The organism is Pseudomonas sp. (genome assembly GCF_049653025.1).
Lineage (GTDB): Bacteria > Pseudomonadota > Gammaproteobacteria > Pseudomonadales > Pseudomonadaceae > Aquipseudomonas.
The window spans coordinates 55999-71564 of the sequence record NZ_JBASFM010000005.1; the positions used below are offsets into that span (position 1 = coordinate 55999).

Below are 15566 nucleotides of genomic sequence, written 5' to 3' on the forward strand. Positions count from 1 at the left end.
TAAAAAATTGCAGGGAGCAATTTTAAACGTCGCGCCAGCGACGGCCCGAAGGGTAGCCGCCAGGGATGGTAGGCAATAAAAAGGCCCGCCGATTAGCGGGCTTTTTCTTGCCTGAACCTCAGGCGCGCTCGGCGTTCTTGATCGACACCTGGGTGTTCAGCGTCCAGAAGTCATACAGCACACCGAGCAGGAATAGGCCACCGGTAAACAGGTAGATGATCCCGGTGATCCACTTGCCCTGGTACATGCGGTGCACACCGAACACACCGAGGAAAGTCAGCAGAATCCAGGCCACGTTGTAATCGGTATCACCCGCGGTAAAGCGCAGATCCGCCTCACGATCCATGGCCGGGATCAGAAACAGGTCGATGATCCAGCCGACAAACAACAAACCGAGGGTGAAGAACCAGATAGTGCCGGTCACCGGCTTGCCGTAATAAAAACGATGCGCGCCGAGAAAGCCGAAGATCCAGAGTAGGTAACCAATAAGTTTGCTGTGAGTGTCCTGACGCGCGTGCATAGCGACCTCCCGTAGAGTGATGATTGGCTTATAGCACGCCGTCATAGCCCGTAGCGCCAGGCACATCTGCCGCAACAAAAAAGCCCGCACTAGGCGGGCTTTCGAGAGAACGGCAACTCAGCGGAAACGCCGACCCGGATCTTCCTCGCTGACTTCCAGCGACAAGCCCTGGGTCATGCTGCTCAGGTGATCACCGTCGGTTTCCGAGCCGAGCTTGATCAACAGGCGCAGGTCGTTGGCCGAATCCGCATACAGCAGCGCGTCTTCGTAGGTGATCTCGCCCTGGCTGTAGAGGTTGTACAGCGCCTGATCGAAGGTCTGCATGCCCAGCTCGGTGGAGCGCTTCATCAGCGCCTTGAGCTCGTGCACCTCGCCCTTGCGGATCAGGTCGGCAGCCAGCGGGGTGTTGATCAACACCTCGATCACCGCACGGCGGCCCTTGCCGTCCGGGGTCGGAATCAGCTGCTGCGCAACGATGGCCTTGAGGTTGAGCGACAGGTCCATCCACACCTGGTTCTGCCGATCCGCCGGGAAGAAGTTGATGATGCGGTCCAGCGCCTGGTTGGCGTTGTTGGCGTGCAGGGTAGCCAGGCACAGGTGGCCGGTTTCGGCGAAGGCCACGGCGTGATCCATTGTCTCGCGGGTGCGCACTTCGCCGATCAGGATCACATCAGGCGCCTGGCGCAGGGTGTTCTTCAGCGCCACCTCGAAGGACTCGGTGTCGATGCCCACTTCGCGCTGGGTGACGATGCAGCTCTGGTGCTGGTGGATATATTCAATCGGGTCTTCGATGGAGATGATGTGGCCGCTGCTGTTCTTGTTGCGGTAGCCGATCATCGCCGCCAGCGAAGTCGACTTACCGGTGCCGGTCGCACCGACAAACAGCACCAGACCACGTTTGGTCAGGGCCAGCTTCTTCAGCACTTCCGGCAGCTTCAGCTCATCCAGCGTCGGGATATTGGTCTCGATGCGGCGCAGCACCATGCCTGCCAGGTTGCGCTGGTAGAAGGCGCTGACGCGGAAACGGCCGACACCACGGGCGCTGATGGCGAAGTTGCACTCATGGTTCTCGGCAAAGTCACGGCGCTGCTGCTCGTTCATCACCGAGTGCACGGTTTCGCGCGTCTGCTCAGGCGACATGGGCGTCTTGGTGATCGGCATGATCTTGCCGTTGACCTTCATCGACGGCGGTACGCCGGCAGTGATAAACAGGTCAGAGCCGCCCTTTTCGACCATCAGGCGCAGCAGTTTTTCGAATTCCATTGTCGTTCGCCCATGTGCATCACGCGGTTATGCGAAAGCCAGCGACAGGTGCGTGGAGTGCCGCTGGGCTGAACCCGACAGGCGATTGCCTGCCGGGTACTATCGGTTTAGAAATTTTCTGGCGTCTTGGCTTTTTCCCGCGCGTTTTCGCGGGTGACAATCCCTTTCGCGACCAGGCCTTTCAGACAAGAGTCGAGGGTCTGCATGCCCAGCGAGCCGCCGGTCTGGATCGCCGAATACATCTGCGCCACCTTGTCTTCGCGGATCAGGTTACGGATCGCTGGGGTGCCGATCATGATTTCGTGGGCCGCCACGCGACCGCCGCCGACTTTCTTCAGCAGGGTCTGCGAGATAACCGATTGCAAGGACTCCGAGAGCATGGAGCGCACCATGGACTTTTCTTCGGCGGGGAATACGTCAACCACGCGGTCGATGGTCTTGGCCGCCGAGGTGGTGTGCAGGGTGCCAAATACCAGGTGCCCGGTTTCCGCGGCGGTCAGCGCCAGGCGGATGGTCTCCAGGTCGCGCATCTCGCCGACCAGAATGATGTCCGGGTCTTCCCGCAGTGCCGAACGCAGGGCTTCGGAGAAGCCGAGGGTGTCGCGGTGCACTTCACGCTGGTTGATCAGGCACTTTTTCGATTCGTGAACGAATTCGATCGGGTCTTCGACCGTCAGGATGTGGTGATACTTGTTGCTGTTTATATAGTCGAGCATCGCCGCCAGGGTGGTCGACTTACCCGAGCCGGTTGGCCCGGTCACCAGCACCAGGCCACGCGGCACATCGGAAATCTTCTTGAAGATCTCGCCCATGCCGAGGTCTTCCATGCTCAGTACTTTCGACGGAATGGTCCGGAATACTGCGCCAGCACCGCGGTTCTGGTTAAAGGCGTTGACCCGGAAACGTGCCACGCCCGGCACTTCGAAGGAGAAGTCGGTCTCGAGGAACTCCTCGAAATCCTTGCGCTGCTTGTCGTTCATGATGTCGTAGATCAGCGCGTGCACTTGCTTATGATCCAGTGCCGGCAAATTGATCCGGCGCACATCGCCATCGACCCGAATCATCGGCGGCAAACCAGCGGAGAGGTGCAGGTCCGATGCACCTTGCTTGGCGCTGAAGGCCAGCAATTCAGTGATATCCATGGGACTCCCTAATGACAGACAAGCAGGTAGAATGCCGCGAAACCCAGGCGGCGGGCGCAAGTAATGTCCACGATAGCAGAGAATATTGCAAAGGTCGGAGTGCGCATCCGTGAGGCGGCGCAAGCCTCGCAGCGAGATTTTGCGGCCGTTGGCCTGCTCGCGGTGAGCAAAACCAAACCGGCCGAGGCAGTTCGTCAGGCATTTGCCGCCGGCGCGCGCGATTTTGCCGAAAACTACCTGCAGGAAGCCCTGGAAAAGCAGATCGAGTTGGCCGACTTACCCTTGATCTGGCACTTCATCGGCCCCATTCAATCGAACAAGACCAAGCCAATCGCCGAGCACTTCGCCTGGGTGCATTCGGTGGATCGCCTGAAGATCGCCGAACGCCTGTCCGCTCAGCGCCCGGCACATTTACCGGCGCTGAACATCTGCCTGCAGGTGAATATCAGCGGTGAAGCCAGCAAATCTGGCTGCAACCCCGATGAACTGCCGAGACTGGCACAAGCGGTTACACAACTGCCCAACATCAAGCTGCGTGGATTAATGACAATCCCCGAACCGACTGACGACCCGCAGCAACAACGCGCCGCCTTTGCCCGCCTGCGTGAATTGCAGAACAGCCTGAACCTGGACCTCGACACCCTGTCCATGGGCATGAGCGATGACCTCGAAGCCGCCATCGCCGAAGGCGCGACCTGGGTGCGTATCGGCACCGCGCTGTTTGGCGCACGTGACTACAGCATTACCTGATTGAGTTTGCCTTCAGCCTTATTAAGGAAGCCCGTTATGACCACTCCCCGCATTGCCTTTATTGGCGCAGGCAATATGGCCGCCAGCCTGATCGGCGGCCTGCGCGCCCAGGGCATCGACGCCAGCGCCATTCGCGCCAGTGACCGCGGAGCCGAGCAGCGCAGCAAGATCAGCGCCGAGCACGGCATCGAAACCTTCGCCAGCAACGCCGAGGCGATCAAGGATGCGGACGTGATCGTGCTGTCGATCAAGCCGCAGGTGATGAAAGAGGTGTGCCTGGACCTGGCCGCGCATATCGGTGAACAGCAGTTGGTGGTGTCGATCGCCGCCGGCATCAGCTGCGCCAGCCTAGAGCAGTGGCTGGGTCCGCGCGCCATCGTCCGTTGCATGCCCAACACGCCGGCACTGCTGCGCCAAGGCGTCAGCGGCCTGTATGCCAATGCGCAGGTCTCGCCAAATCAGCGTAAGCAGGCCGAACAACTGCTCAGCGCGGTCGGCCTAGCCCTGTGGCTGGACAAGGAAGAGCTGATCGATGCCGTCACCGCAGTGTCCGGCAGCGGCCCGGCGTACTTCTTCCTGCTGATCGAAGCCATGACCGCCGCCGGCGAGAAACTCGGCCTGCCGCGCGAAACCGCCGCCCAACTGACCCTGCACACCGCCCTTGGCGCCGCGCGCATGGCCGTGGCCAGTGATGTCGACGCCGCCGAACTGCGCCGCCGCGTCACCTCGCCCGCCGGCACCACCGAAGCTGCAATCAAAACCTTCCAGGCTGACGGCTTTGAGGCCTTGGTCGAAAAAGCCCTGAATGCCGCCGCCCACCGCTCAGCCGAGCTGGCCGAACAACTGGGCCAATAAGGAACCACCATGATCGGACTCAACACCGCTGCTGTTTATATCCTGCAAACCATTGGCAGCCTGTATCTGCTGATCGTGCTGCTGCGTTTTATCCTGCAACTGGTGCGGGCGGACTTCTACAACCCACTCAGCCAGTTCATCGTGCGCGCTACCCATCCGTTGCTGAAGCCACTGCGCAAGGTCATCCCCAGTTTCGCCGGGCTCGACCTCGCGTCGCTGGTGCTGGCGATCCTGGTGCAACTGGTGCTAATGGCGCTGACCCTGCTGCTGCTCGGCTACGAGCTGAACAACCCGCTGCAGCTGCTGATCTGGTCGATCATTGGGGTGACGGCGCTGTTCCTCAAGGTGTTCTTCTTCGCCCTGATCATCAGCGTGATCCTCTCCTGGGTCGCCCAGGGCAGCCATAACCCGAGCGCCATGCTGGTCAACCAGCTCTGCGAGCCGCTGCTGGCACCGATCCGGCGCATCCTGCCGAGCATGGGCGGACTGGACCTGTCGCCGATCGTGGCGTTCCTGCTGCTCAACCTGATCGACATGCTGGTGATCCGCAACCTGGCAGTGATGACCGGGATGTACAAAGGCCTCAGCCTAGCGATCTGATCACGCCTTCGCGCTGGGACGGCGAAGACCGGCTCCCAGCGCAACCCACCTGACCGCTCAGTCACCCTGACCGACCATAAGGCGGGTGTGCGACGACACGCAATTGACGCCATTGCCGCGAACCGCATAATGCCAAGCAGGTCAATCCACGAATTTCGTCGATCTGGCGTAATTCCACAGACTTTTAAAACGTTACCTGCCGCCCCGCTCCACCGCGCGGCATCGTTCAATGTGTGCCCGACGTTACCTGGGTGCAGTGCAGCCCCAGTCGCCCCACAATGGATGCGCCAACCGGAGGAAAGCCCAGGATGAGCATGGAACGTCTCAGTCAGCAGGTCGATGCCTACGTCGCCTGGAAGCGCGAGCTGATGCGCGAGATCACCCGCTATCGCAGCTGGCTGGTGAACAACCGGCTGAACTCCGACGCGGTGGAAGCCAAGCTTGAGCGCGCGCTAAAACTGCTTCGCACCGACCACATCACCCTGGCCTTCGTCGGCGAGTTCTCGCGCGGCAAGACCGAGCTGATCAACAGCCTGTTCTTCTCCTCCTACGGCCAGCGCATGCTGCCGTCCCAGGCCGGGCGCACCACCATGTGCCCGACCGAGCTGTTCTTCGACCCGCGCTCGGAACGCTCCTATATTCGTCTGCTGCCGATCGAGACCCGTGTGTCCGAGGCCAGCGTGGCGCAGTTCAAACGCATTCCGCGGCACTGGGTGAACATCCCGCTGGACCTCAGCGACCCGGACAACATGGTCCAGGCCTTTGTCCAGGTCGCCCGCACCAAACCGATGCCAGTCGAGCAGGCGATTGCCCTGGGCTTTCACCCGGACATGCTGGAAAGCACCGGCAAGCCCGGCGAAGTACTGGTACCGGCCTGGCGTCATGCCATGGTCAACTTCGACCACCCGCTGCTGCGTCAGGGTCTGCGCATCCTCGACACACCGGGCCTGAACGCCCTGGGCAGCGAGCCGGAACTGACCCTGTCGATGCTGCCCAGCGCCCAGGCGATCATCTTCCTGCTGTCCGCCGACACCGGCGTGACCGCCAGCGACATGGCAGTCTGGCAGCAACATATCCGCCAGCTCGACGAAGACACCCAGACCTGCCTGTTCGCCGTGCTCAACAAGATCGACGTGCTCTGGGATGACCTGGCCGGCGAAGCCTTCGTGCAGAACGCCATCCGCCAGATCCAGACCAGCACCGCGCGCCAGCTCGGCATCGACGCCTCCGACGTGCTGCCGCTGTCGGCCAAGCAGGCGATGCTGGCCAAAGTGCGCAAGGACCCGGAACTGCTGGCCCGTAGCCAGATGAGCAATCTGGAAAACCTGCTCTGCGAACGCATCATTGCGCAGAAGGAGCGCCTGCTCGAAGACCGCGTGGTCAATCAGGTACTGGCCCTGCTGCAGAACAGCCAGCATGTGCTCAACCTGCGCCTGGAGAAGGTCAACGAACAGCAAGCGCTGCTCAGCAACCACCAGCACGACAATGGCCAGATGCTCTTCGAGCTGACCGCCAAGACCAAGGACGATCACAGCCAGCACCACAGACGCCTGCTCGGACTGAAGACCAACCAGCGCCTGCTCAAGCGCCAGGGCGATCTGCTGCGCCACGCCTCGCGCAGCGAGCGCCTGGACGAACACCTGAACAAGGTGCGCAGGAACCTCACCGGCAGCTGGACCACCCTGGGCATCAACCAGGCCATCCTGCACTTCTTCCGCTCCGTGGAGCAGGACCTGCACAACCTGGCGCAGGAAGCCGAGATGGCCAACAAGATGGTCGCGGCCATCTACCGCCGGCACAACGAAGAGAACCCGCTGCACGGCGTCGATGCGCCGCAGTTCAACGTCAACCGCTACCTGCGCGAGCTGAGCCAGCAACGCACCAAAGCCGACCAGTTCCGTCTGCAACTGAAGACCCTGCTGACCGAGCAACGCAGCCTGACCAAACGTTTCTTCGCCACCCTGGTGCAGGAAGTCATCGGCCTGCACCAGCGCATGCGCCGCGAAGCCGAGCAGTGGGCCAGCGATGCACTGATGCCGCTGATGCAGCACACCCTGGAACACAAACAGCTGCTGGAAACCCATATGCTGCGGCTCAAAGCCCTGGCCCAGGAAACCCAGCAATCGCGCCAGCGCGGCCAGCAACTGGCACGCTACAGCAGCGAACTGGAGCAGCAACTGACCCACGCCGGCGAGATGCTGCGCGTGCTGCGCCGGCCCGCACCGGTGCAGCGCCAGGGTAAGGTGGTCAACCTGCCGGGAGTCGCGCGCCCGCATAGCATGGGCGAATAGCCGCAAACGCCCCCTCAGCGCGCCGCAGCCCAGCCGCCCCATGCGCTTGCCGCCTGGGGCGGCGCTCTTTAGACTGCGGCACTTCCTTTATTGCGAGCAGGGTCGATGTCGACTGCCTTTCCCCAAGACTCTGTTGGCCTGGTAACCCCGCAGGTTCTGCACTTCGCAGAGCCTCTGGCGCTGGCCTGCGGGCGCAGCCTGGCCGACTACCAACTGATCTTCGAGACCTACGGCGAGCTAAATGCCACGGCGAGCAACGCCGTGCTGATCTGCCACGCCCTCTCCGGCCATCACCACGCCGCCGGCTACCACAGCGCGGATGAACGCAAGCCCGGCTGGTGGGACAGCTGCATCGGCCCGGGCAAGCCGATCGACACCAACAAGTTCTTCGTGGTCAGCCTGAACAACCTCGGTGGCTGCAACGGTTCGACCGGCCCCAGCAGCACCAACCCGGCCACCGGCAAACCGTTCGGCGCAGACTTCCCGGTAATGACCGTGAAAGACTGGGTGCACAGCCAGGCACGCCTGGCCGACCGCCTCGGCATCGAGCAGTGGGCCGCGGTAATCGGCGGCAGTCTGGGCGGCATGCAAGCCATGCAGTGGACCATCAGCTACCCCGAGCGCGTACTCCATTGCCTGGCGATTGCCTCGGCACCCAAGCTGTCGGCGCAGAACATCGCCTTCAACGAAGTGGCGCGCCAGGCGATCCTCACCGACCCGCAATTCCATGGCGGGCACTTCCAGGAACAGGGCGTGATCCCCAAGCGCGGGCTGATGCTGGCGCGCATGGTCGGCCATATCACCTACCTGTCGGATGACGCCATGGGTGAGAAATTCGGCCGTGGCCTGAAAAGCGAGAAGCTCAACTACGACTTCCACAGCGTCGAGTTTCAGGTCGAAAGCTACCTGCGCTATCAGGGCGAGGAATTCTCCGGGCGCTTCGACGCCAACACCTACCTGCTGATGACCAAGGCGCTCGACTACTTCGACCCGGCGGCGGCCTTTGACGGCGACCTGGCCAAGACCCTGGCGCATGTCACGGCGAACTTCTGCGTGATTTCCTTCACCACCGACTGGCGTTTCTCACCGGCACGCTCGCGGGAAATCGTCGATGCACTGAGCGCGGCGCGCAAGAATGTCTGCTACCTGGAGATCGATGCACCGCAGGGCCACGACGCCTTCCTGATGCCAATCCCGCGCTACTTGCAGGCATTCGACAGCTATATGAAACGGATTAAGGTGTAGCCATGCGCGCGGATCTCGAAATCATCCAAGAGTGGATTCCCGCCGGCAGTCGGGTGCTCGACCTGGGTTGCGGCAATGGCGAATTGTTGGCCTGGCTGACCGAACACAAGCAGGTCAGCGGTTATGGCCTGGAAATCGATGCGGACAATATCGCCCAATGCGTCAGCAAGGGCGTCAACGTGATCGAGCAGAACCTCGACAAGGGCCTCGGCAACTTCGCCAGCAACAGCTTCGACGTGGTGGTCATGACCCAGTCGCTGCAAGCCCTGCACTACCCGGACAAGGTGCTGGCGGAAATGCTCCGGGTCGGCAGAACCTGCATCATCACCTTCCCCAACTTCGGCCACTGGCATTGCCGCTGGTACCTCACCACCAAGGGTCGCATGCCGGTGTCGGACTTTCTGCCGTACACCTGGTTCAACACGCCAAACATCCACTTCTGCACCTTCGAAGACTTCGAGCGCCTGTGCCATGCGCAAAGTGCCAAGGTCATGGATCGTCTGGCCGTGGACCGCGACCATCGGCACGGTTGGGCCAGCCGTATCTGGCCTAATCTGTTAGGTGAGATCGGCATTTACCGGATCAGCGGTCCCACTGCCGAAGACGTGCAGATCGCCAACTAGGCGGCTGCCCCGCAAAACCTGCTATCAGGAGAGCCCTTATGCGTCGCCTTGTCCTAGCCCTGATCGTCCTGTGCCTGAGCCTGCCCGTGCTGGCCGAGCGCAAGCACAGCTTTGGCGATCTGGATGTGCATTACATCGCCTTCAACTCCAGCTTCCTGCAGCCGGATATCGCCGCCGCCAACGGCCTGGTGCGCAGCAAGAGCCAGGGCGTGGTGAATATCTCCGTGCTCAAGGCCGGCAAGGCCAGCGCCGCCAGTGTCAGCGGCGACGTCAAGGATCTGGTCGGGCGCAGTCATACGCTGAGCTTCAAGCAGGTCAACGAAGGCGCGGCCATCTATTACCTGGCGCAATTCCCCTTCGACCAGCGCGAGATGCTGCGCTTCAACATCAGTGTCACGGCCGCCGACGGGGTTGCGCACAGCTTCGACTTCAACCAGGAATTTTTCCCAGACGAATGATCCACTTCAACGAGCTTGTACTCGCCAGCCATAACGCCGGCAAACTCAAAGAGCTGCAAGCTATGCTCGGCAGCAGCGTACGCGTGCGCTCGGTGGGCGAGTTCTCCAGCGTCGAGCCGGAAGAAACCGGCCTGTCGTTTATCGAGAACGCCATCCTCAAGGCGCGCAATGCCGCGCGACTGTCCGGGCTGCCGGCGCTGGCCGACGATTCCGGCCTGGCGGTGGACTTTCTCGGCGGTGCGCCGGGCATCTACTCCGCGCGCTACGCCGATGGCCAGGGCGACGCGGCGAACAACGCCAAGCTGCTCGACGCCCTGAAGAATGTGCCGGATGCCGAGCGCGGCGCGCAGTTCGTCTGCTGCCTGGCGCTGGTACGGCATGCCGACGATCCGCTGCCGATCATCTGCGAAGGCCTCTGGCACGGACGCATCCTGCATGCCGCCCAAGGCGTGGACGGTTTTGGCTATGACCCGCTGTTCTGGGTGCCCGAGCGCGACTGTTCCAGCGCCGAGCTGCCCGCCGCCGAGAAGAACCAGATCAGCCACCGCGCCCGCGCCATGGCCCTGTTGAAACAGCGGCTGGGCTTGGTATGACCACGGCACCCGGCGGCGGCTTCGAGCTACCGCCACTGGCACTCTATGTGCACATTCCCTGGTGCGTGAAGAAGTGCCCGTACTGCGACTTCAACTCCCACGCCGCCGGTCCGACGCTGCCGGAAGAAGAATACGTCGACGCGCTGCTCGCCGACCTGGATAACGACCTCAGTCAGGTGCATGGCCGCCCGCTGACCTCGATCTTCTTCGGCGGTGGCACCCCCAGTCTGTTCTCGGCCAAGGCCCTCGGCCGGCTGCTGCAAGGCGTGGAGCGGCGCGTGACATTCGCCAGCGATATCGAAATCACCCTGGAAGCCAACCCGGGCACCTTCGAGCAGGCCAAGTTCCGCGACTACCGCAGCCTCGGCATCAACCGCCTGTCGATCGGTGTGCAAAGCTTTCAGGAAGCCAAGCTCAAGGCCCTCGGCCGTATCCACGACGGCAACGAGGCGATTCGCGCCGCCGATATGGCGCGCGCTGCCGGCTTCGACAACTTCAACCTCGACCTGATGCACGGCCTGCCGGATCAGTCGATCGAGGATGCGCTGTTCGACCTGCGCACCGCCATCGCCCAGCAACCGACGCACCTGTCCTGGTACCAGCTGACCATGGAGCCGAACACGGTGTTCTGGAGCCAGCCGCCGCAGCTGCCGGAAGACGACCTGCTGTGGGATATCCAGGAGGCCGGCCAGGCGCTGCTCGCCGCCGAAGGCTACGCACAGTACGAAGTCTCGGCCTATGCGCAAGCCGGCAAGGCGGCGCGGCACAACCTCAACTACTGGACCTTCGGCGATTTTCTCGGCATCGGCGCAGGGGCCCACGCCAAGCTGAGCCAGCCGGACGGCAGCATCAGCCGCAGCTGGAAGACCCGCCTGCCCAAGGACTATCTGGACGCCAGCAAAGCCTTCAGCGCTGGCGTGCGCCCGCTGGGGGCGGATGAGTTGCCCTTCGAATTTCTGATGAATGTGCTGCGCCTCACGGACGGCATCGCCAGCGAGCTGTTCACTCAGCGCTGCGGCCTGCCGCTGAGCCTGCTGGCCGCAGCCCGCAACGAAGCGCAACAGCGCGGCCTGATGCTGGCCGACCCGCAGCGCCTGGTCGCCACCCGTGAAGGCCAGCTGTTTCTCAACGACCTGCTGCAACACTTTCTGCCCTGAGCCGCTTTTTGCCCTGAACCCTTCGAGAAGACTAAGGAAACCGGATGGATCTGCTACTCGACCTGATCGTCACGCTGTCACGCTGGAGCCGCAGCCACCTCTACGATATTTCCCTGGCGATCATGGCCACCCTGCTGGTGCTGTTCGGCCCCGGCATCAACGCCTGGGTGCAGCGTTCGATCAGCGGCCTGAACTTCTTTTTGCGCACGCTGATCTTCGTGCTGGTCTGCGCCATCGGTTATGGCCTGCTGCTGGTGTTCGCCACGCCCTACATGGCCCAGGGCCTGAGTTACTTCAACAACTTCACCCTGGCCCCGGTGCTGATTCTGGTGTTCTTTATCATCGGCATCCTCGCCGACCGCAACTAAACAGCCAGCACCGCGTATAAAAAATGGCCGGGAGCCATTTTTAACGTCGCGTAGCGACGGCCCGAAGGGTAGCTGCCATGGATGGTAGGCCACAAAAGCGCCGGGAGCGCTTTTGTGCGCAAGCCCCACAGGGGTGAAGCACATGGATGTGCTGAACATAAAAAAGCCGCCCAATCGGGCGGCTTTTTCAATTCAACTGAAAGTCAGTTGCCTTCGCGGCGCAGCGCCTGCGGGGTGAAGTCACGCGGGCCCAACTGGGCATTGAAGTTGTACATCGGCTCGTTGTTATCCAGGCCGTCGACGAAGTAGCGCTTGCCCTTGAAGTCGTAGATGGTCTCCAGGGTGCTGCCGAACATCGGCACGTCGTAGTAGCTGATCGGGTGGCTTTCCTGCACGCCGCTCAGCTCACCGCTCTTGTCATACAGGTCGGCAGCGAGGATCTGCCAGCTGTCTTCGTCAATATAGAAGCGACGCTTGGCATACGGATGGCTGAAGCCCTTGCGTAGATCGGCCTCGACCACCCAGACGCGGTGCAGCTCATAGCGCAGCAGCTCGGGGTTGACCGTGGCGCTCTTGAGAATGCTGTCGTAAGGGATGCCCTTCTGGTGCACGGCGTAGCTGTTGTACGGCACCAGCATTTCCTGCTTGCCAACCAGCTTCCAATCGTAGCGATCCGGCGCACCGTTGTAGGAGTCGACCTGGTCCGCTGTGGCCATGCCGTTGCTGTCCGGCTGCAGGGTGTCGTACGCCAGCATCGGCAGACGACGCACGCGGCGCTCGCCACGGTTGAAGCGCCAGGCCTTGCGGATCGCCAGGACCTGGTCGAGGGTTTCCTGCACCACCAGCGCCGAACCGGCGAGCTTGGCGGGCGCGACCACCTTGTACTTGTAGTAGAACAGGGTGTTGTCCAGGTCCTGCGGGCTGACGCCTTCACGGCCATAGAGGAAGTAGACGTCACGTTCCAGCTTGAGCAGGTTGTAGGCACCGTTGGCCAGCACCGCAGCCTGGTTGGTGACAAAGCTGATCTGGTCGCCACGGTAACGCATGATGTGGTTCCAGATGGCTTCCTGGCCGGTTTTCGGCAGCGGGAATGGGATACCGGCGGCGGCACCATCAACGCCATTACCGCCAGAAATCAGCTCGGCCGCCTGCGCATTGAAGCGCGTGGCGTCATAGATGCGCTGCGGCGCGGCAGCACTGCGACGGGTCGGGAACACCCGCAGGTAGTAATCGGGGTTTTTCGTCAGCAGGGTCTGCAGGCCCGCCGGCAGCTGCGCCTGGTACTGCGCCATGTTCTGGCTGTTGACCTGGTACAGCGGCGCATCGGCCGCGTACGGGTCCGGGTGATGCATGCCCGGCTGGTAGTTGGCAGGCGCTTGCGTCAGACCACCGTCCCAGGCCGGAATGGTGCCCGCCGCGTTGGCCGCGCGCTCACCACCGAGCGGGGTCAGGTCCTGGCCCAGACGTGCAGCCTGGGTACTGTCGACTTTGGCCTGGGCCTGCAGCGCGCAGGCAGCCAGCAGCAGAATTGAAAACGTTCTCAACACAGCGATCTCCTCGCAACCTGGCCAGAGGCAGGGCTGCTGTTTTTATGACCCGGGCTGTCAGTGCCCGGGTTTGTGTGCCGTCTTGGTGAGGAGCCATCCTGGCTGGGCGTCGGATTGTTCCGATCTAGTGCGATCGTCCCTGGGCTTATGGTCTTGCTGCGCCGATCACTCGACGCGGGGTAATCCGTCAGGCATTACGCTGGAATTTCAAATCCCACACGCCATGCCCCAAACGCTCGCCGCGGCGCTCGAATTTGGTGGTCGGGCGCTCTTGCGGGCGTGGCACGTACTGGCCGTCGGCAGCCAGATTCTGGTAGCCAGGGGCCACGCTCATCACTTCCAGCATGTACTCGGCGTAAGGCTGCCAGTCGGTAGCCATGTGCAGCACACCGCCAACCTTGAGCTTCTGCCGCACCAGCTCGGCAAACGCCGGCTGCACGATACGCCGCTTGTTGTGCTTGGCCTTATGCCAGGGATCTGGGAAGAATAGCAGCAGCCGATCCAGGCTGGCGTCGGCCACGCAGTTGCGCAGTACATCCAGCGCATCGCAGCTGTAGACGCGCATATTGCTGAGGTTCTGCGTCATCAGGCCATTGAGCAGCGCACCGACACCCGGGCGGTGCACTTCCACCCCGATAAAGTCCTGCTCGGGCGACGCAGCGGCCATTTCAAGGGTGGAATGGCCCATGCCGAAACCGATCTCGAAGGTACGCGGCGCGCTGCGACCGAACACCTGATCGAAATCGCGCAGACCGTCTTCCAGTTGCAGGCCGAACTTCGGCCAGCCCTGATCGAGGCCGCGCTGCTGGCCTTCGGTCATGCGCCCGGCACGCATCACGAAACTTTTGATCGCGCGGTGCTTGGAGGTGTCTTCAGCCGGCTCGGGCTGTTGCTGCAATTCGGTCATGCTGTGCTCTTAAAGTACTTTTACGATTTCGCGAGCTAGAGCCATGCAAGGCAAGAACAGGCGAGGAAGCGGAGTTTACGAGTTGTAAATGAGCATTCCGAGCCTGTTCTTAACGCAGCAGGGCCGACGCGCAGCAAATCGTAGTCCTTACTTGATCAGACCATCCAGCGGCGACGAGGCGCTGGCATAGAGTTTCTTCGGCATACGCCCGGCCAGGTAGGCCATGCGCCCGGCAATGATCGCGTGCTTCATCGCCTCGCCCATCAGAATCGGGTTCTGCGCATGGGCAATTGCGCTGTTCATCAGCACCGCTTCGCAGCCCAGCTCCATGGCGATGGTGGCATCGGACGCGGTACCAACACCGGCATCGACCAATACGGGAACGGTAGCTTCTTCGAGGATGATGCGCAGGTTGTAAGGGTTGCAAATGCCCAGCCCGGTGCCGATCAAACCGGCCAGCGGCATCACCGCGATGCAGCCCATGGCCGCCAGTTCGCGGGCGATGATCGGGTCATCGCTGGTGTACACCATCACGTCGAAGCCATCCTTGACCAGCACTTCGGCGGCCTTGAGGGTTTCGATCACATTGGGGAACAGGGTCTTCTGGTCGGCCAGCACTTCCAGCTTGACCAGGTTGTGGCCGTCCAGCAGCTCACGGGCCAGGCGGCAGGTGCGCACGGCTTCGATGGCGTCGTAGCAGCCGGCGGTGTTCGGCAGGATGGTGTACTTGTCTGGGCGGATCACGTCGAGCAGGTTCGGCTCGTCCGGGTTCTGCCCGATATTGGTGCGGCGCACCGCCACGGTGACGATCTCGGCACCCGAAGCCTCGATGGCCAGGCGGGTTTCCTCGAGGTCCTTGTACTTGCCGGTGCCGACCAGCAGACGCGACTGATAAGTACGGCCGGCCAGAGTAAAGGGCTTGTCGCTGGGCGCATGGCTCATGGGTAATCCTCGTGAAGGTGGGCGGCAGTCAGGACGCAATAAACCGATGGGCGGGGATCAACCGCCGCCAATGGCGTGGACGACTTCAACTTGGTCACCGTCGCGCAAGGCGGTGGTGGCGTGCTGGCTGCGCGGCACGATATCCAGATTGAGTTCAACCGCCACGCGGCGTCCAGCCAGATCCAGACGGCCGATCAACCCGGCGACGGTTTCACCGTCGGGCAACTCGAATGCTTCACCGTTTAACTGAATATGCATGACGGATCGGTCACAACTGGGAAAAGGGCCGGCATTCTAGCCTGATC

The 15566-nt window shown here is 62.1% G+C and carries 17 protein-coding genes; 10 read left to right on the forward strand and 7 right to left on the reverse strand.

What is annotated here, in order from left to right; all coding sequences use genetic code 11:
• Window positions 1–118: 118 nt before the first annotated feature.
• The 3 genes from WBK23_RS02170 to pilT all read right to left on the reverse strand — a co-directional run bounded on the left by WBK23_RS02170 (window position 119) and on the right by pilT (window position 2925).
• Window positions 119–520 (reverse strand): NINE protein, encoded by a 402-nt coding sequence (locus tag WBK23_RS02170; protein ID WP_424482345.1) that lies wholly within the window; start codon window positions 518–520, stop codon window positions 119–121.
• A 117-nt stretch (window positions 521–637) separates the two neighbouring features.
• Window positions 638–1783: a PilT/PilU family type 4a pilus ATPase gene (locus WBK23_RS02175; protein ID WP_424482346.1), complete on the reverse strand. Its 1146-nt coding sequence runs from the start codon at window positions 1781–1783 to the stop codon at window positions 638–640.
• 107 nt (window positions 1784–1890) lie between these two features.
• On the reverse strand, window positions 1891–2925 hold the full coding sequence (pilT, locus tag WBK23_RS02180) for a type IV pilus twitching motility protein PilT (protein WP_424482347.1): 1035 nt from the start codon (window positions 2923–2925) through the stop codon (window positions 1891–1893).
• Window positions 2926–2988: 63 nt separating this feature from the next.
• Here pilT and WBK23_RS02185 point away from each other — a divergent pair, with 63 nt between their 5' ends.
• From WBK23_RS02185 to WBK23_RS02230, 10 genes are all read left to right on the forward strand, one after another.
• The gene (locus WBK23_RS02185) at window positions 2989–3675 is read left to right on the forward strand and encodes a YggS family pyridoxal phosphate-dependent enzyme (protein ID WP_424482348.1); all 687 of its coding nucleotides are present in this window, start codon (window positions 2989–2991) and stop codon (window positions 3673–3675) included.
• Window positions 3676–3711: 36 nt separating this feature from the next.
• Entirely contained in the window at window positions 3712–4530 is an 819-nt protein-coding gene (gene proC, locus WBK23_RS02190) for a pyrroline-5-carboxylate reductase (protein WP_424482349.1), read from the forward strand.
• Window positions 4531–4539: 9 nt separating this feature from the next.
• Window positions 4540–5130, forward strand: a complete 591-nt coding sequence (locus WBK23_RS02195) for a YggT family protein (protein WP_424482350.1) — start codon at window positions 4540–4542, stop codon at window positions 5128–5130.
• Window positions 5131–5438: 308 nt separating this feature from the next.
• Window positions 5439–7421, forward strand: a complete 1983-nt coding sequence (locus tag WBK23_RS02200) for a dynamin family protein (RefSeq protein WP_424482351.1) — start codon at window positions 5439–5441, stop codon at window positions 7419–7421.
• A 105-nt stretch (window positions 7422–7526) separates the two neighbouring features.
• A complete protein-coding gene (gene metX, locus WBK23_RS02205; protein WP_424482352.1) occupies window positions 7527–8666 on the forward strand; it encodes a homoserine O-succinyltransferase MetX in 1140 nt (379 codons plus the stop codon).
• 2 nt (window positions 8667–8668) lie between these two features.
• A complete protein-coding gene (gene metW / locus WBK23_RS02210; protein WP_424482353.1) occupies window positions 8669–9289 on the forward strand; it encodes a methionine biosynthesis protein MetW in 621 nt (206 codons plus the stop codon).
• 38 nt (window positions 9290–9327) lie between these two features.
• A complete protein-coding gene (locus tag WBK23_RS02215; protein ID WP_424482354.1) occupies window positions 9328–9747 on the forward strand; it encodes a DUF4426 domain-containing protein in 420 nt (139 codons plus the stop codon).
• Window positions 9744–10340 carry an RdgB/HAM1 family non-canonical purine NTP pyrophosphatase gene (gene rdgB, locus WBK23_RS02220; RefSeq protein ID WP_424482355.1) on the forward strand — a complete coding sequence of 199 codons (597 nt, stop codon included), beginning with the start codon at window positions 9744–9746 and terminating at the stop codon, window positions 10338–10340. The genes WBK23_RS02215 and rdgB overlap by 4 nt, the downstream gene beginning before the upstream one ends.
• The gene (gene hemW, locus WBK23_RS02225) at window positions 10337–11497 is read left to right on the forward strand and encodes a radical SAM family heme chaperone HemW (RefSeq protein ID WP_424482356.1); all 1161 of its coding nucleotides are present in this window, start codon (window positions 10337–10339) and stop codon (window positions 11495–11497) included. Before rdgB ends, hemW begins: the two co-directional genes overlap by 4 nt.
• A gap of 44 nt (window positions 11498–11541) precedes the next feature.
• Complete coding sequence (locus tag WBK23_RS02230) at window positions 11542–11865, forward strand: DUF3392 domain-containing protein (RefSeq protein ID WP_424482357.1); 324 nt, start codon at window positions 11542–11544, stop codon at window positions 11863–11865.
• 203 nt (window positions 11866–12068) lie between these two features.
• On the opposite strand, the gene WBK23_RS02235 is transcribed toward WBK23_RS02230, so the two are convergent.
• The 4 genes from WBK23_RS02235 to thiS all read right to left on the reverse strand — a co-directional run bounded on the left by WBK23_RS02235 (window position 12069) and on the right by thiS (window position 15519).
• Window positions 12069–13412 (reverse strand): DUF1329 domain-containing protein, encoded by a 1344-nt coding sequence (locus tag WBK23_RS02235; protein ID WP_424482358.1) that lies wholly within the window; start codon window positions 13410–13412, stop codon window positions 12069–12071.
• Window positions 13413–13599: 187 nt separating this feature from the next.
• Entirely contained in the window at window positions 13600–14319 is a 720-nt protein-coding gene (gene trmB, locus WBK23_RS02240; protein ID WP_424482359.1) for a tRNA (guanosine(46)-N7)-methyltransferase TrmB, read from the reverse strand.
• 147 nt (window positions 14320–14466) lie between these two features.
• Window positions 14467–15261, reverse strand: coding sequence for a thiazole synthase (locus WBK23_RS02245; protein WP_424482360.1), 795 nt, complete (start codon window positions 15259–15261; stop codon window positions 14467–14469).
• A 57-nt stretch (window positions 15262–15318) separates the two neighbouring features.
• Window positions 15319–15519, reverse strand: coding sequence for a sulfur carrier protein ThiS (gene thiS / locus WBK23_RS02250; protein ID WP_424482361.1), 201 nt, complete (start codon window positions 15517–15519; stop codon window positions 15319–15321).
• Window positions 15520–15566 lie beyond the last annotated feature (47 nt).

What these genes read in the sequence shown, in the direction of transcription:
- metX (WP_424482352.1), top strand. Translation starts at nt 7,527, where the DNA reads ATGTCGACTGCCTTTCCCCAAGACTCTGTTGGCCTGGTAACCCCGCAG.
- WBK23_RS02195 (WP_424482350.1), top strand. Translation starts at nt 4,540, where the DNA reads ATGATCGGACTCAACACCGCTGCTGTTTATATCCTGCAAACCATTGGC.
- WBK23_RS02215 (WP_424482354.1), top strand. Translation starts at nt 9,328, where the DNA reads ATGCGTCGCCTTGTCCTAGCCCTGATCGTCCTGTGCCTGAGCCTGCCC.
- WBK23_RS02185 (WP_424482348.1), top strand. Translation starts at nt 2,989, where the DNA reads ATGTCCACGATAGCAGAGAATATTGCAAAGGTCGGAGTGCGCATCCGT.
- hemW (WP_424482356.1), top strand. Translation starts at nt 10,337, where the DNA reads ATGACCACGGCACCCGGCGGCGGCTTCGAGCTACCGCCACTGGCACTC.
- WBK23_RS02200 (WP_424482351.1), top strand. Translation starts at nt 5,439, where the DNA reads ATGAGCATGGAACGTCTCAGTCAGCAGGTCGATGCCTACGTCGCCTGG.
- WBK23_RS02170 (WP_424482345.1), bottom strand. Translation starts at nt 520, where the DNA reads ATGCACGCGCGTCAGGACACTCACAGCAAACTTATTGGTTACCTACTC.
- WBK23_RS02230 (WP_424482357.1), top strand. Translation starts at nt 11,542, where the DNA reads ATGGATCTGCTACTCGACCTGATCGTCACGCTGTCACGCTGGAGCCGC.
- rdgB (WP_424482355.1), top strand. Translation starts at nt 9,744, where the DNA reads ATGATCCACTTCAACGAGCTTGTACTCGCCAGCCATAACGCCGGCAAA.
- trmB (WP_424482359.1), bottom strand. Translation starts at nt 14,319, where the DNA reads ATGACCGAATTGCAGCAACAGCCCGAGCCGGCTGAAGACACCTCCAAG.
- WBK23_RS02245 (WP_424482360.1), bottom strand. Translation starts at nt 15,261, where the DNA reads ATGAGCCATGCGCCCAGCGACAAGCCCTTTACTCTGGCCGGCCGTACT.
- thiS (WP_424482361.1), bottom strand. Translation starts at nt 15,519, where the DNA reads ATGCATATTCAGTTAAACGGTGAAGCATTCGAGTTGCCCGACGGTGAA.
- metW (WP_424482353.1), top strand. Translation starts at nt 8,669, where the DNA reads ATGCGCGCGGATCTCGAAATCATCCAAGAGTGGATTCCCGCCGGCAGT.
- pilT (WP_424482347.1), bottom strand. Translation starts at nt 2,925, where the DNA reads ATGGATATCACTGAATTGCTGGCCTTCAGCGCCAAGCAAGGTGCATCG.
- WBK23_RS02175 (WP_424482346.1), bottom strand. Translation starts at nt 1,783, where the DNA reads ATGGAATTCGAAAAACTGCTGCGCCTGATGGTCGAAAAGGGCGGCTCT.
- proC (WP_424482349.1), top strand. Translation starts at nt 3,712, where the DNA reads ATGACCACTCCCCGCATTGCCTTTATTGGCGCAGGCAATATGGCCGCC.